Origin of the sequence: Halopseudomonas sp. MFKK-1, assembly GCF_027474385.1 — a bacterium.
Lineage (GTDB): Bacteria > Pseudomonadota > Gammaproteobacteria > Pseudomonadales > Pseudomonadaceae > Halopseudomonas > Halopseudomonas aestusnigri.
This window is the reverse complement of record NZ_CP114836.1, coordinates 1,275,173-1,289,436: the sequence shown is the minus strand read 5'-3', so window position 1 is coordinate 1,289,436 and position 14,264 is coordinate 1,275,173. Positions and strand designations below refer to the sequence as shown.

The 14,264-nt window shown below is 61.9% G+C and carries 16 protein-coding genes; 8 read left to right on the top strand and 8 right to left on the bottom strand.

Annotated features, from left to right (window positions below; genetic code table 11):
• Positions 1-75: 75 nt before the first annotated feature.
• Entirely contained in the window at positions 76-855 is a 780-nt protein-coding gene (locus tag O5O48_RS05885; RefSeq protein WP_088275762.1) for an exodeoxyribonuclease III, read from the top strand.
• 136 nt (positions 856-991) lie between these two features.
• On the opposite strand, the gene O5O48_RS05880 is transcribed toward O5O48_RS05885, so the two are convergent.
• Positions 992-1,384, bottom strand: a complete 393-nt coding sequence (locus tag O5O48_RS05880) for a DUF4870 domain-containing protein (RefSeq protein WP_088275763.1) — start codon at positions 1,382-1,384, stop codon at positions 992-994.
• Between the two features lie 150 nt (positions 1,385-1,534).
• Positions 1,535-2,254, bottom strand: a complete 720-nt coding sequence (gene rph / locus O5O48_RS05875) for a ribonuclease PH (protein ID WP_088275940.1) — start codon at positions 2,252-2,254, stop codon at positions 1,535-1,537.
• A gap of 120 nt (positions 2,255-2,374) precedes the next feature.
• On the opposite strand from rph, the gene O5O48_RS05870 reads away from it, so the two are divergent.
• Positions 2,375-3,241, top strand: coding sequence for a YicC/YloC family endoribonuclease (locus tag O5O48_RS05870; protein WP_228245937.1), 867 nt, complete (start codon positions 2,375-2,377; stop codon positions 3,239-3,241).
• Between the two features lie 45 nt (positions 3,242-3,286).
• On the opposite strand, the gene O5O48_RS05865 is transcribed toward O5O48_RS05870, so the two are convergent.
• From O5O48_RS05865 to puuE, 3 genes are read right to left on the bottom strand one after another with little or no spacing between them, the layout of a single operon-like run.
• Positions 3,287-3,775 carry an ureidoglycolate lyase gene (locus tag O5O48_RS05865; protein WP_228246054.1) on the bottom strand — a complete coding sequence of 163 codons (489 nt, stop codon included), beginning with the start codon at positions 3,773-3,775 and terminating at the stop codon, positions 3,287-3,289.
• Between the two features lie 22 nt (positions 3,776-3,797).
• The gene (locus O5O48_RS05860; protein WP_269688421.1) at positions 3,798-4,643 is read right to left on the bottom strand and encodes a bifunctional allantoicase/(S)-ureidoglycine aminohydrolase; all 846 of its coding nucleotides are present in this window, start codon (positions 4,641-4,643) and stop codon (positions 3,798-3,800) included.
• Positions 4,640-5,581, bottom strand: coding sequence for an allantoinase PuuE (puuE, locus tag O5O48_RS05855; protein WP_233048522.1), 942 nt, complete (start codon positions 5,579-5,581; stop codon positions 4,640-4,642). The genes O5O48_RS05860 and puuE overlap by 4 nt, the downstream gene beginning before the upstream one ends.
• A 150-nt stretch (positions 5,582-5,731) precedes the next feature.
• On the opposite strand from puuE, the gene O5O48_RS05850 reads away from it, so the two are divergent.
• Together O5O48_RS05850 and O5O48_RS05845 are read left to right on the top strand one after the other, a co-directional pair.
• Positions 5,732-6,475, top strand: a complete 744-nt coding sequence (locus O5O48_RS05850) for an aspartate/glutamate racemase family protein (protein WP_088275769.1) — start codon at positions 5,732-5,734, stop codon at positions 6,473-6,475.
• A gap of 96 nt (positions 6,476-6,571) precedes the next feature.
• A complete protein-coding gene (locus O5O48_RS05845; protein ID WP_269688420.1) occupies positions 6,572-7,924 on the top strand; it encodes an NCS1 family transporter in 1,353 nt (450 codons plus the stop codon).
• 39 nt (positions 7,925-7,963) lie between these two features.
• On the opposite strand, the gene O5O48_RS05840 is transcribed toward O5O48_RS05845, so the two are convergent.
• The 3 genes from O5O48_RS05840 to O5O48_RS05830 form a co-directional block, all read right to left on the bottom strand.
• A complete protein-coding gene (locus O5O48_RS05840) occupies positions 7,964-8,719 on the bottom strand; it encodes a GntR family transcriptional regulator (RefSeq protein WP_269688419.1) in 756 nt (251 codons plus the stop codon).
• Positions 8,720-8,834: 115 nt separating this feature from the next.
• Positions 8,835-9,146, bottom strand: a complete 312-nt coding sequence (locus O5O48_RS05835) for an EthD family reductase (protein ID WP_088275773.1) — start codon at positions 9,144-9,146, stop codon at positions 8,835-8,837.
• 102 nt (positions 9,147-9,248) lie between these two features.
• Positions 9,249-10,526, bottom strand: a complete 1,278-nt coding sequence (locus tag O5O48_RS05830; protein ID WP_269688418.1) for a DUF2254 domain-containing protein — start codon at positions 10,524-10,526, stop codon at positions 9,249-9,251.
• A gap of 128 nt (positions 10,527-10,654) precedes the next feature.
• On the opposite strand from O5O48_RS05830, the gene gmk reads away from it, so the two are divergent.
• From gmk to O5O48_RS05810, 4 genes are all read left to right on the top strand, one after another.
• Positions 10,655-11,278: a guanylate kinase gene (gene gmk, locus O5O48_RS05825; RefSeq protein WP_228245943.1), complete on the top strand. Its 624-nt coding sequence runs from the start codon at positions 10,655-10,657 to the stop codon at positions 11,276-11,278.
• Between the two features lie 88 nt (positions 11,279-11,366).
• Positions 11,367-11,627, top strand: coding sequence for a DNA-directed RNA polymerase subunit omega (rpoZ, locus tag O5O48_RS05820; RefSeq protein WP_088275776.1), 261 nt, complete (start codon positions 11,367-11,369; stop codon positions 11,625-11,627).
• Between the two features lie 64 nt (positions 11,628-11,691).
• Positions 11,692-13,836: a bifunctional GTP diphosphokinase/guanosine-3',5'-bis pyrophosphate 3'-pyrophosphohydrolase gene (gene spoT / locus O5O48_RS05815; RefSeq protein ID WP_269688417.1), complete on the top strand. Its 2,145-nt coding sequence runs from the start codon at positions 11,692-11,694 to the stop codon at positions 13,834-13,836.
• A gap of 17 nt (positions 13,837-13,853) precedes the next feature.
• Complete coding sequence (locus O5O48_RS05810; protein ID WP_228245945.1) at positions 13,854-14,234, top strand: RidA family protein; 381 nt, start codon at positions 13,854-13,856, stop codon at positions 14,232-14,234.
• Positions 14,235-14,264 lie beyond the last annotated feature (30 nt).

Below are 14,264 nucleotides of genomic sequence, written 5' to 3'. Positions count from 1 at the left end.
CCTAGCGGGTTAACGAAACTACAACAGACCCTCAAGCTCGGGTATCATACACGCTGGTTTTTTGGGGGACCATGCATGCGAATCATCAGTCTCAACGTCAACGGAGTAAAGGCCGCCGCCGAGCGTGGCCTGTTTGACTGGCTGCGCACCCAGGATGCCGATGTCATCTGTCTGCAGGACATCCGCGTCACCGCCCCCGAACTGGAGCAGGACCCGTACTGGCTGGATGGCTACTGGCAGTACTGCTTCGAAGCCGAAACCCCGTCCCAGGGCGGCGTTGCGATCTACACCCGCACGGCGCCCAAGGCAATCATCATGGGGCTGGGCTTTGAATCTGCCGACCGTTACGGCCGCTTCATGCAGGCCGACTTCGACAAGCTCAGCATCGGCTCGCTGCTGCTGCCATCCGGCCGCGACGGCGATGCCGACCTGAACCAGAAGTTCAAGTTCATGGAAGACTTCGCCAACTACCTGAACAAGCAGCGTCGCAAGCGCCGCGAATTCATCTACTGCGGCTCGCTGTACGTTGCCCATCTCAAGCTGGACGTGAAGAACTGGCGCGACTGTCAGAACGAGCCCGGTTTCATGGCGCCCGAACGGGCCTGGATGGACGAGATCTTCGGCAACATGGGCTACGTCGACGCCCTGCGCGAAGTCACCCGCGAATCCGAGCTGTACAGTTGGTGGCCGAACAGCGAGCAGGCGGAAAACCTCAATCTTGGTCTGCGTTTCGACTACCAGTTCCTGACCCCGGGGCTGCGCCGCTTCGTCAAACAGGCCAAGATTCCGCGCAATGTGCGCTTCTCGCAGCACGCGCCGGTGATTATCGACTATGACTGGACGCTGAGTATCTGAGAGCTGGAAGCTGGAAGCTGGAAGCAAGCGATGATTAGGTGATACCAGCCTTCGCGCAACCGAGTCAGCCGAATTAGCTGCATAAACGAAAAACACCCCCGGAGCCGCTGGCTGCGGGGGTGTTTTTTTGCTTCGGCTATTTAATCAACCGCCAGCAGAACGGATAGCGATAGGCCTGACCCTCATTGGCCTTGATCGCAGCAATGATGGTCAGCACCAGCGCACCCACGCCTACGACCCACATCAGCAGCAGGCCGATAACCACCAGCGCCAGCAGCAGACAGACCAGCATCAGCAAGGCGACCGTGATCTGAAAATTCAGCGCTTCCTTGCCCTGATCATCCACGAAGGGATCCATGTCCTTTTTCAGTTGCCAGATAATCAAGGGACCAACCAGATTACCGAACGGAATAATGAATCCGAGCAGGGCTGACAGGTGCACGAACAACGCCCACTGACGCGCTTCCGGACCAGGGGCACCGGGCGGCGGTGGCGGCGTGTTGTCAACTTGGGTTACGGGATCAGTCATCGCAGGCACTCCTTGGCGTCAAAACAGATTCAGGCGAGTTTTAGCAGAGTTTACACACCCTGCCTATGGCGCTACCCGCGCCAGCGTGCATGCCGCACAAAAAAGGGCCGCTCGGTGGCGACCCTCATCGATATAACTACAGGCCAGCAATCAGTCTTCCAGCGCAGCGCGCTGCAGCGCGAACAACTCGTCAGTCCCCTTGCGCGCCAGCGTTAACATGGCGTTCAGATCCTCGGCACTGAACGGTGCCGCTTCGGCGGTGCCCTGCACTTCGATAAAGCCGCCCTTGTCGGTCATCACCACATTCAGGTCGGTATCGGCAGCCGAGTCTTCCGGATAGTCCAGATCCAGCACCGGCACCCCCTGATAGATGCCGACCGAGATCGCGGCAATCATCTGCACCTCGGGCACCTTCTTGATCGCACCGCGCTGCTTCATGGCCCGCAGTGCATCGACCAGCGCCACGCAGGCACCGGTGATCGACGCGGTACGGGTACCGCCGTCGGCCTGAATAACATCGCAGTCGATGTACAGGGTGTTTTCACCCAGCGTCTTCAAATCAACCGCAGCGCGCAGCGAACGGCCGATCAGGCGCTGAATTTCCAGTGTGCGACCACCCTGCTTGCCTTTGCTCGACTCACGCTGCATGCGCGAGCCGGTAGAGCGCGGCAGCATGCCGTATTCGGCGGTGATCCAGCCCTGACCGCTGCCACGCAGGAAGCGCGGCACCCCGGCCTCGACACTGACGGTACAGATGACCTTGGTGTCGCCAAACTCGACCAGCACGGAGCCTTCGGCATGCTTGGTGTAGTGACGGGTCAGGGTAACCTGGCGCATCTGGTCGGCGGCGCGTTCGCTGGGGCGTTTCATCATCTGGAATCCTTGTACTGCAGGTGGGAAGACCGCGGAGTATAGCACCCCGACGATACCCCCGGACCGCCGCAAGGCGCTACAATGCCTACCGGCCAACCAACCAGACAGAGGATCAGCATGGTTTACAGCATGACCGCCTTCGCCCGCAGCGAACTCAGCACCGATCAGGGCAACCTGGCCTGGGAACTGCGGTCGGTGAACCACCGCTATCTGGAAGTCACCCTGCGCCTGCCCGAAGCCTTCCGCGAACTGGAAGGCCCGCTGCGCGAGCTGCTGCGCAAGCAGCTGGCCCGCGGCAAGGTCGAGTGCACCCTGCGCTTCAACCCGGTCGAGCAGCAGTCCAGCGAACTCAGCCTTAACCAGCCACTGCTCGACCAGCTGATCCGCACCACCGAGCAGCTCAGCGCCCGCCTGCAGAACGCCGGCCCGGTCAACCCGCTCGAGTTGCTGGCCTGGCCGGGCGTGGTGATTGGCGAGAAAACGGACCAGGGTGACCTGGTCAAGCAGGCCCGCCAGCTGTTCGATCAGGCCCTCAAGGAACTGAAGGAACATCGCGCGCGCGAAGGCGCCGAGCTGAAGCAACTGATCGAGGACCGCCTGAGCAGCATCAGCGAGCGCACCGCCGTAATCCGCGAAATGATGCCGACCCTGCTGACCACCCACCGGCAGAAGCTGATCGACCGCTTCAACGACGCCAAACTCGAGCTGGACAGCACCCGCGTCGAGCAGGAAATCGTACTGCTGGCGCAGAAGATCGACGTGGCAGAAGAACTCGACCGCCTCGATACCCACGTCGCCGAAACCCGCCGCGTGCTCGACAGCAAGGACGCCATCGGCCGCCGCCTGGACTTCCTCATGCAGGAGTTCAACCGCGAAGCCAACACCCTCGGCTCCAAGGCCATCGATACGCGCAGCACCCAGGCGGCGGTCGATCTGAAGGTATTTATCGAACAGATGCGCGAGCAGATCCAGAATATCGAGTAAGCCCATACCGCTCCGTTGCGGAGCGGCAGCAACGTCAGCGCAGGATCACGCCAGCGTCACCCGGATGTTGATCGGGTACTCGTCACAGTTGTGCCCGGCACCCCCGCGATCGACCACCAGAAACTCCCCTTCACGCTCCAGCACCGACTGGATGGCATGCCAGGTGCCGATGCGGTAGTTGACGCCCTGCCGGCCGTCGGTGATGAAGGCGCGCACCTCGGCCGGATCAATCGCATCGCCGGGTGGCGCTACCACGATCAGAAACTGCTCCTCGTGCAGCGGCATGAACGCCTGGCTGCCGAGCGGATGGCGCTCCAGAAAGGTCAGCTCCAGCGGCACGGTGACCGGCTGGCTGACGAAGATGCTGATCAGCACCCGTGGTGATTCACCGGCCACCTCAACCCTGGCCAGATCATGATGGCGACGGGTACGGCCCGCGTTGATCATGAAATGCGCGGAGCTGCGCGAGTCGATCACCTCACCGAAGGCCTCGAAGGCCTCCGGTGTCAGGGGCTGAGCCGTCAGCTGCAACACGTCAGCACTCATCTCCTGCTCCTCAACGGTCAAGCGCCGGTAGTTTCATGTGGCGGTTGACGTCCTTGTACAGCAGGTAGCGGAACGGGCCGGGGCCACCGGCGTAGCAGGCCTGCGGGCAGAAGGCGCGCAGCCACATGTAGTCGCCGGCTTCGACCTCGACCCAATCCTTGTTCAGCAGGTAGACCGCCTTGCCTTCCAGCACATAGAGGCCATGCTCCATGACGTGGGTCTCGGCGAAGGGAATCGCGCCGCCCGGCTGGAAGTTGACGATATTCACGTGCATGTCGTGGCGCATGTCGTTCATGTCGACAAAGCGGGTGGTGCTCCAGGCACCGTTGGTGCCGGGCATCTCCAGCGGGATGATGTCGTTCTCGTTGGTAACGAAGGCTTTCGGTGCATCCAGGCCATCCACCTTCTGATAGGCCTTGCGGATCCAGTGGAAGCGCACCACAGCGCCGCTGTTGTTGTGCAGTTGCCAGTCACTGCTCGGCGGAATAAAGGCGTAGCCGCCCTCTTTCATCAGATGCTGCTGACCGTTCAGGATCAGCGTCATTTCGCCTTCCACCACGAACAGAACACCTTCGGCGGAGGCGTCGGTTTCCGGCTTGTCGCTGCCGCCACCCGGTTGCACTTCCATGATGTACTGCGAGAAGGTCTCGGCAAAACCGCTGAGCGGACGCGACAGCACCCACAGACGGGTACCGGTCCAGAACGGCAGGTGGCTGGTAACGATATCGCGCATCACGCCCTTGGGAATCACCGCGTAGGCCTCGGTGAAGACCGCGCGGTCGGTGGTCAGCTGCGTCTGCGGCGGGTGCCCGCCGGTTGGCGCGTAGTAGCTGCGGGGTGCGGATTGCTTGCTCATACTGACTCCTGGTTCTGTGCGGGATGATGCTCGGCCCAATGGCGGGCGATATCGACACGGCGGGTAACCCAGACCCGATCATGGGATTCGATGTAATCAAGAAAACGCTGCAGCGCGCGGAAGCGGCCGGGACGGCCGATCAGCCGACAGTGCAGACCGATCGACAGCATCTTCGGCAGATCTTCACCCTCAGCGTAGAGCACGTCGAAAGCGTCTTTCAGATACTGGAAGAAGTGGTCGCCCGTATTGAAGCCCTGCGGTGAGGCAAAGCGCATGTCGTTGGTATCCAGCGTGTAGGGCACGATCAGGTGATTATGCAGCGCGCCGGCGCTGTCCGCCTCACGGGTCCAGAATGGCAGATCATCACCGTAATAGTCGCTGTCATACAGAAAGCCGCCCTGATCCAGCAGCAGGCGCCGGGTGTTGGGGCTGTCCCGCCCGGTGTACCAACCCTCCGGCTGGGCGCCGTAGAGGCGCTGGAAGATGTCCAGTGCCCGCTGCAGATGCTCGCGCTCAACCGCTTCGGGGATGTTCTGGTAGTGAATCCAGCGCCAGCCGTGGCAGGCGATCTCGTGGCCCAGCTCATGGAACGCCTGGGCTACTTCCGGATGCCGCTCCAGTGCCATCGCCACGCCAAACACGGTCAGCGGCAGGCCGCGCCGCTCAAATTCGTTGAGCAGGCGCCAGACACCGACCCGCGAGCCGTACTCGTAAATCGACTCCATGCTCATGTGGCGATCATCGAACGCCGCCGCACCAATGATTTCCGACAGAAACTGCTCGGAGTGACTGTCGCCGTGCAGCACACAGTTCTCACCGCCCTCTTCGTAGTTGAGCACAAATTGAACGGCGATCCGCGCACGGCCGGGCCAACGGGCTTCCGGCGGGGTGCGACCGTAGCCGATCAGATCGCGTGGATACACAGCGCTATCGCTCATTAAGACACCTCTTTCGCTGAAGAAAGCCCGCAATTCGACCACGCAGCGCTTATTACGCGCGATAACTGCAGGGCATTTTGATTTTTTGACTCGAGCGATTGTATACAATTAGTCTATTGTTTTGTGTACATACATTGGCAGGCCAGATTCATGCATATTCGCGTCATCAACCCGAACACCACCCACGCCATGACCGAGACCATCGGCGCGGCGGCCAAAGCCGTTGCCGCACCCGGCACGCGGATCACCGCCAGCCAGCCAGACAGCGGCCCGGTGTCGATCGAGAGCCATTTCGACGAGGCGGTCAGTGCTCTGGGCGTTATCGAGGAAGTACGCGCGGGTGAGCGCGAAGGCACCGACGCCTACATCATTGCCTGCTTTGGCGACCCCGGGCTGTATGCCGCCCGCGAGCTGACCCGCGCCCCGGTGATCGGCATCGCCGAAGCCGCCTTCCATGTTGCCAGCCTGATCAGCACCCGCTTCTCGGTGGTTACCACCCTGCCGCGCACCCTGATCATCGCCGAGCACCTGCTCGACAATTACGGCTTCCGCCACAGCTGCCGACGCCTGCGCGCGGCCGACATTCCGGTGCTGGATCTGGAAGAGAACCCGGATATCGCCCTTGAGCGCATCATCGACGAGTGCCTGAAGGCCAAGCGCGAAGACAACATCGGTGCCATCGTGCTGGGTTGCGGCGGCATGGCCGACCTCACCCCGCAGATCAGCGATGCGGTCGGTCTGCCCGTGGTGGAGGGCGTGACCGCGGCAGTGAAGCTGGCCGAAGCCGTGGTTGGGCTGGGGCTGGGTACCAGCAAATTTGGCGATCTGGCGTTTCCGGGCAGCAAACGCTTCACCGGACGCTTTGCCGAGTACTCTGATCTGGCCCACGGCTGATCAGGTGACAGCACGCCCCGCGGGGCACACAAGAAACCGCAGGATCGGATGATCCGGGGAGACAACAATGCATAACACAGCCCACGGGGGAGTCTCATGAACACTGACGCCAGCACGCTCACCGCCGGCAGCCAGCCGAGCAACGAAACCAAGGCCGCCGGCGAGGAGTCTCTTGCGCCCCAGAAAGTCCGCATCATGGGGCGCCTGTCCTATCTGCTGGCCTGGTTTGGCGGTTGCGTTTCCATCGGCACCTTTACCATGGGCTCCAGCGTGGTCGGCAGCCTCAACCTGATTCAGGCCACCATCGCCATCGGCTGTTTCGTCATTGGTATTGCGCTGGTGCTCAACGGCGCCGCCGGCTACAAGTACGGCATCCCGTTCATGGTGCAGGCGCGCAGCGCCTTCGGCTTTACCGGCACCCGCCTGCCCGGTCTGGTGCGCGCGGTACCGGCAATCGTCTGGTACGGTTTCCAGAGCTGGATTGGTGCCGGCGCCCTGAACATGGTGTCCGCCACCCTGTTCGGCTTCGACAATCTGGTGTTCTTCTTTATTGCCTTCCAGTTCCTGCAGATCGGCCTGTCGGTCATGGGCTTTCAGGGCATCAAGTGGCTGGAGAATGTCGGCAGCGCCTTTATCCTCGCCTCGCTGGTCTACATGTTCTACAGCACCGTGCAGCGTTACGGCGACGAACTCTCGAGCAGCCTGTTGACCATGCAGGGCTCATGGGGCCTGCCGTTCTGGAGCGCGACCATGCTGTTCCTCGGCATCTACAGCACCATGATCCTCAACGTCAGTGACTACGCCCGCGAGCACAAACACGGCACCGGCCCGGGCCTGCTGACCACCATCTACTCGATGTCGATTCTGCCCTGCACCCTGTTCATGGGCCTGATCGGCTACATGGTCTCCGAAGCTACCGGCGTCGCCGACCCGATCCAGGTGTTTGCCAACGCGGTCGACAACACTCCGCTGCTGATGACCACCCTGCTGTTCATCGCCTTCGCCCAGGTCACCACCAACGTACTGAACAACGTGGTGCCGCCGACCTACGTGCTGATGGATGTATTCAAGCTGAAGTTCCGCCCGGCCACCGTCATCGTCGGCCTGCTGGCCTTCGCCACCTTTCCGTGGAAACTGGTCAGCGAGGATTCGGCCGCCGGCCTGCAGGTATTCGTGCAGACCTACTCGGCGTTCCTCGGTCCGATCTTCGCGATTCTGGTGGTGGACTATTACCTGATTCGCAAGCGCACGCTGAATCTGGAGCACCTGTACGACGCCAACGGCCCGTATCAGGGGGTCAACTACGCCGCGCTGATCGCGACCGCCATTGGTGCCGCAGTCGCGCTGAACGTATCCAGCGTGTCGTGGTATGCCAGCCTGATTCCGGCCGGGCTCAGCTACTATCTGCTGATGCAATACTGGGGTCCCTGCCAGCGCTTCCGCCGCTGAGCCCCGAGGCTGCCGACGGTGCCTGCACCGTCGGCGTCATCAGCCGCGATAGGCGGCGAAGATATTCTGCAGATCCGGCGTGGTCTGCGGCGAGTCGGCAATCGCCAGCGAGCCCTCAATGGCATCCAGATGCTGCGCCATAAAGGCGGCAGCCGCCTCACCATCCCGACCTTCCAGCAACGTGATCAGGCGGTCGTGATCGGTGCAGTCGCAGCCCAGATTCCCGGCGTTGCCGTACACCGCCAGAATCAACGATGAACGCGAACATAGCTGGACGACAAAACTCGCCAGCGTCTGATTGCCGGCCAGCACCGCCAGCTGACTGTGAAACTCCGCCGAGCACTTGATCGCCGCACTCTGATCGCGCGCCGCCAATGCCTGCTGCTCCTGCTCGGCCAGCGCGCGCAAGGCCGCCAGTGCCGCCTCATCAATCTGCGGTGCCAATTGCCGCATCAGGCCACATTCCACCATCCGCCGCGCATCAAAGACTTCCCGCGCCTCCTCGGCGGAAGGCCGGGTGACACTGGCGCCCTTGCCGGGGGTCAGGGTAATCAGTTGATCCATGGCGAGGCGCTGCAGCACCTTGCGAATACCGGTCCTGCTGACCCCGAACACCTCGGCCAACGCATCCTCGCGCAAGCGCGCGCCCGGCTGCAGGCGGTGCTCGATGATGGCGTCGCTGATGGCCTGATAGATTCGATCCTGACGCAGAGCGCCAGCACCGGAGGCTGGCGTTCTGGAAACAGCTCTTTTGTCAGCAGCGCGCAACGCTGATGCAACCCGACGTGCGGTCATCAGGGGGTTTCCTCGACAGGATGAAAGGGCAAGGCGGCCCTATTGTAGCGGGTTCAGGGCAACGGATGCTGCCAGTTGATCCGCGCCCGATGATCAGGCGCGGCCAGCGGGAGAATCAGGCAACAACCTGACTGATAGTGACAACCGGCGTGATGTCCGTGTAATTGGCCATGTCCTGATTCAGCGCCTTGCCGCCGGCGGCGAAAGCGGCCTGAAACTGCGCCATATCGGCAAAGAACAGATGCGCGCAGGCCACAAACTGCGGCGCCTGCCCCGCGCCATCGGCCAGGCACTGGTCCACTTCGAGCTTTAGCAGGCCGTGTGCATCCAGCTGCTCATGGATCAATCTGGCGTGCTGCTGCTGGTAATAGCTGTGGTCAAAACGCGCATTGTCCTGCGCGGGGTAGGCAACGGTGATTCGAATCATGCTGCAGAACTCCACTATTTGTTTTAACGGTCTGGCGGGGTCGGTCCACGATAACACCCGTAACGGCGATATTGCCGTTACCCCGAGATGCCGAATGCGGCGCTATAACTGGCGCCGCAGAACGTCCTGGCCGGCTTCCAGCCGCTCGACCTCCGCGCCTAACCGCTCGCGGTCGACAGCTAGCGGCATAAGCTGGTCAGCCAGCGATCGGGCCTCGTGCGCCAGCCGCCGGGCGGGCGCAACGAATCGCTCATCCCGAGCGGCGAGCGCCTGCAGCGACTTGAGCAAGCGCAGCTGAACGTCAATCCGCGCCGCGCCATCACGGGCGATGGGGCCAAACAGGTCATCAAACAGATCGTCCAGCGCCAGCGTCACCAGCCAGACCTGCGGATAGCGCACCTCATCCGGTTGCGGCTCGCAATGATCCACCCAGGCCGACAACAGACGCACGCCACGGCCGAGAATGTCGATGGCTGTGCCAGGATCATTGACCGCCGGCGACAGCGCGCGTGAAGCGATCTCCGACAGAACCGACAACCCGAAGCGGGGATCCTGATCAAAGGAGCGCATGTCGCCCAGGGTAAAGGCGTCCAGCAGCTGCGACTGCACGGTTTCGTCGGCATCGCCTTCAAACCACAACACGGGCGCCGCCGGATGCACGAAGCAGCCGGGCTGCACAACGACATACAAACGCAGGCTGTGCTCCTGCGCGCAATCGGCCAGCGCGCCGACATCCAGATGCTGCAGATAGAGGGCATCACAGGGATACAGCGGCCTGGCGCTGGACGGCAGCCGCTGCGGATCCAGCAGACGGGCACCAAGGCAGGCATTGGCTATGCGATCCGCCAGCGCCATGCGGGTGACCGCCTCGACCCGGGCGCTGGTATCACCGACCCGCCCGAAGCGCGACAGGTGCTCAATCCAGCGCAGGATGGTGACCACGATCAGCACAATCACCAGCAGCGTTACGGCAAACAGCACAACGCGTCCGTTCTCGTCGTATGCCTCCGTGCTTAACGCAATCAACCCCACCAGGCTGAACAGAAACGCCCCGATAAAGGTTCCCAGTACATTCTGCGTGGTGGTGTCCTGCATCAGCAGCCGAGTTGCCCGCGGCGTCGCATTGGCAGTCGCTGCACTGTATGCCGCCACCATGACACTCAGCGAGAAAGTGGTCACCGCCAGCATGCTGGAGGCCAGAATGTCGAGAATGCGCTCAACCGCATCAGCCCCTATGGTGACCGGCAACGGGCCCGGCAGCAGCCGCTGGACCAGAATCGACAGCAGCGCCGCAACCACCGCCAGCAGGGCATAGAGGGAAGCACGCACCCAGAGCGTGCGGGTCAACTGCGCCAGCAGCCATTGCCATTTTGAAATCATCCCTGCTCCTTCCTCCGGTTTCGACCTCAACCAACAGCTTAGCGGAAGCGACGACCAGCCATGACGCCACCGCACGAAATCCCTATAATTGCGCGCTTACCCATTACGCACCGCAGGAACCCTGTCCGATGACCCATGCCACCGGCACGCTGTACATCATTTCCGCCCCGTCCGGAGCAGGCAAAACCAGCCTGGTCAAGGCACTGATCGAACAGACACCCAACCTGCACGTCTCGGTTTCGCACACCACCCGCCCGATGCGCCCGGGCGAGACTGATGGTGTTAACTACCACTTCACCGACCGTGACAACTTCCTCAAACTGGTGGAAGCCGGTGATTTCCTTGAGCACGCCGAAGTGTTCGGCAACCTCTACGGCACCTCGCAAACCGCCGTAGAACAGGCCCTGGCCCGTGGGCATGACATCATTCTGGAAATTGACTGGCAGGGCGCAGAACAGGTTCGCCGCAAGCTTCCGCAGGCACACTCGATCTTCATCCTGCCGCCGTCACTCGAAGCGCTGCGCTACCGCCTTGATTCCCGTGGCCAGGATGATAACGACGTGATTGATCGCCGCATGGCCGAAGCCGTTGCCGAGATGAGCCATTACGTCGAGTTCGACAGTCTGGTCATCAACGACACCTTCGAGCACGCCCTCGACGACCTCAAGGCCATCGTCCGCAGCTACCGACTAAAGACCACTGCCCAGAGCGCGCGTCACGCCTCCCTGCTACAGGCGCTCTTGTCAGACTGAAGCCTCAGCCAGTAAACTGTCAGGTCCTGCGTCCGGCCCCGTGCCGGGCGCGTCGATTTGTTCACTTGTTACCTTTCCGGAGTACCCCATGGCCCGCGTCACCGTTGAAGACTGCCTGGAAAATGTAGATAACCGTTTTGAACTGGTCATGCTGGCCTCCAAGCGCGCCCGTCAGCTGGCCACCGGCGGCAAGGAGCCCAAGGTAGCATGGGAAAATGACAAGCCGACCGTCGTTGCCCTGCGTGAAGTCGCCGAAGGCCTGGTTTCCAATGAAATCCTCGCCGAAGAAGCCCTGCAGGATCAGCAGGAGCCGCTGTACTCGCTGGAAACTACCGAACTGGCCGAGTAAACGGATTGCGCAGGCCGGGCATTCCTGAGGTCATCACCCGTTACCACGGGTGCGGGAGAGCTGCATGTCTGCGATAGAAGTTTTTGCCGACACCCTTGGCAATTACCTTGAGCCGGATCAGGTCAACCTGGTCCGGCGCGCCTATTTCTACGCCGAGCAAGCCCACGACGGCCAGACCCGACGCAGCGGCGAGCCTTACGTTACCCATCCCCTTGCCGTAGCCAATATCCTCGCCGACATGCACATGGACCATCAGAGCCTGATGGCGGCCATGCTGCACGACGTAATCGAAGACACCGGCATTCCCAAGGATGCTCTGGTCGAGCAGTTTGGCGACACCGTTGCCGAGCTGGTGGACGGGGTCAGCAAGCTGACCCAGATGACCTTCGAGAGCAAGGCCGAAGCCCAGGCCGAGAACTTCCAGAAGATGGCCCTGGCCATGGCCCGCGATATCCGGGTGATTCTGGTCAAGCTCGCCGACCGCCTGCACAACATGCGAACCCTGGGTGCGCTGGCACCGGAGAAGCGCCGCCGCATCGCCAAGGAAACCCTCGAGATTTACGCGCCGATTGCCAACCGTCTGGGTATGCACAGTCTGAGCACCGAGTTCGAGGACCTGGGCTTCAAGGCCATGTATCCGATGCGCTCGATGCTGATTGACCGCGCCGTGCGCAACGCCCGAGGTAACCGCAAGGAACTGCTCAACCGGATTCTCGAGTCGCTGCAGGCCTGCCTGGAACGCGAGGGTCTTCAGGGCAAGGTAATGGGCCGCGAGAAGCACCTGTACGGCATCTACCAGAAGATGCGCGGCAAGAAGAAGTCGTTCAATGAAATCATGGACGTCTACGCCTTCCGCATCATCGTCGACAAGCCGGATACCTGCTACCGCGTGCTCGGCGCAGTACACAGCCTGTACAAGCCATTCCCCGGCCGCTTCAAGGACTACATCGCCATCCCCAAGGCCAACGGCTACCAGTCCCTGCATACCACGCTGTTCGGCATGCACGGGGTACCGATCGAAATCCAGATCCGTACCGACGAGATGGAAGAGCTGGCCAACAACGGCATTGCCGCGCACTGGGTCTACAAGTCCAAGGACGAGGTCATCAACGGCAACCACGCCCGTACCCGTCAGTGGCTGAAAAGCGTACTGGAGCTGCAGCAGAACGCCGGCAACTCGCTGGAGTTCATCGAGAACGTCAAGATCGACCTGTTCCCGGACGAGGTCTACATTTTCACCCCCAAGGGCCGCATCATGGAGCTGCCCAAGGGGTCGACCCCGGTCGACTTTGCCTACGCGGTGCATACCGACATCGGCAACAGCTGTATCGCCTGCCGCGTCAACCGACGACTGGCGCCGCTGTCCGAGCCGCTGGAAAGCGGCGAAACCGTCGAGATTATTACCGCCCCGGGCGCCCGCCCGAACCCGGCCTGGCTCAGTTTCGTGATTACCGGCAAGGCCCGCAGCAACATCCGCCACTTCCTCAAGCACCAGCGCCATTCCGAGTCCATCGCCCTCGGTGAACGCTTGCTCGATAAGGTACTGGCCAGCTTCGGCACCCAGCTCAGCGACATTCCGGAAGCGCGCATTCAGGCGGTGCTGACCGATTGCCAGATGGAACTGATGGAAGATCTGCTGGCGGATATCGGCCTCGGCAACCGCATGGCATACGTGGTCGCCCGGCGCCTGCTGGCCGCCGAAGGCGCCAGCGAAGAGGAAGACACCCAGAAAATCAGCCCCGACAGCAACGCCGACAACAGCGAGAAGCCGCTGGCGATCCGCGGCACCGAAGGGCTGGTGGTCAGCTTCGCCCGCTGCTGCAACCCGATCCCGGGCGACCCGATCGTCGGCTATCTGTCCTCCGGCAAGGGCATGGTCATCCACCAGGAGAATTGCCGAAATCTGGCGGATAACCGCCATAACAGCGAGAAGACCCTGCAACTGACCTGGGACAAGGACGTCAGCGGCGAATTTACCGTCGAGCTGCGCGTCGAACTGGAACACCAGCGCGGCATCATCGCGCAACTCGCCACCGGCATCACCGTCGCCGACGCCAGCATCGACAAGATCAGCGTCGACGAACGCGACGGACGCGTCAGCGTCGTACAGCTGGTCGTTCGGGTACGCGACCGCCTGCATCTGTCGCAACTGATCAAGCGCATCCGCAACCTCAAGGGCGTGATGCGCATTACCCGTCTCAAAAACTGAATTCCGTCGGAGAACACATGAACAAGCAAGTCATTACCAGTGAACACGCCCCCTCTGCCATTGGGCCTTACTCCCAGGCAATCAAGGTCGGCAACACCGTATACCTGTCCGGCCAGATCCCGCTGGACCCGGCTACCATGGAAGTGGTCGACGGCTTTGAAGCGCAGGTCTGCCGCGTATTCGACAACCTCAGCGCCGTTGCTGAAGCCGCTGGCGGCAAGCTGCAGGACATCGTCAAGCTGAACATTTTCCTGACCGATCTGGGCAACTTCGCCAAGGTCAACGAAATCATGGAACGCTACTTCGAGAAGCCCTACCCGGCCCGCGCCGCCATCGGCGTAGCCGCGCTGCCCAAGGGCGTGCCGGTCGAGATGGACGGGATTATGGTGGTGGGCTAACGCCCATCCCCCGAGCGGCAAGCTACAAGC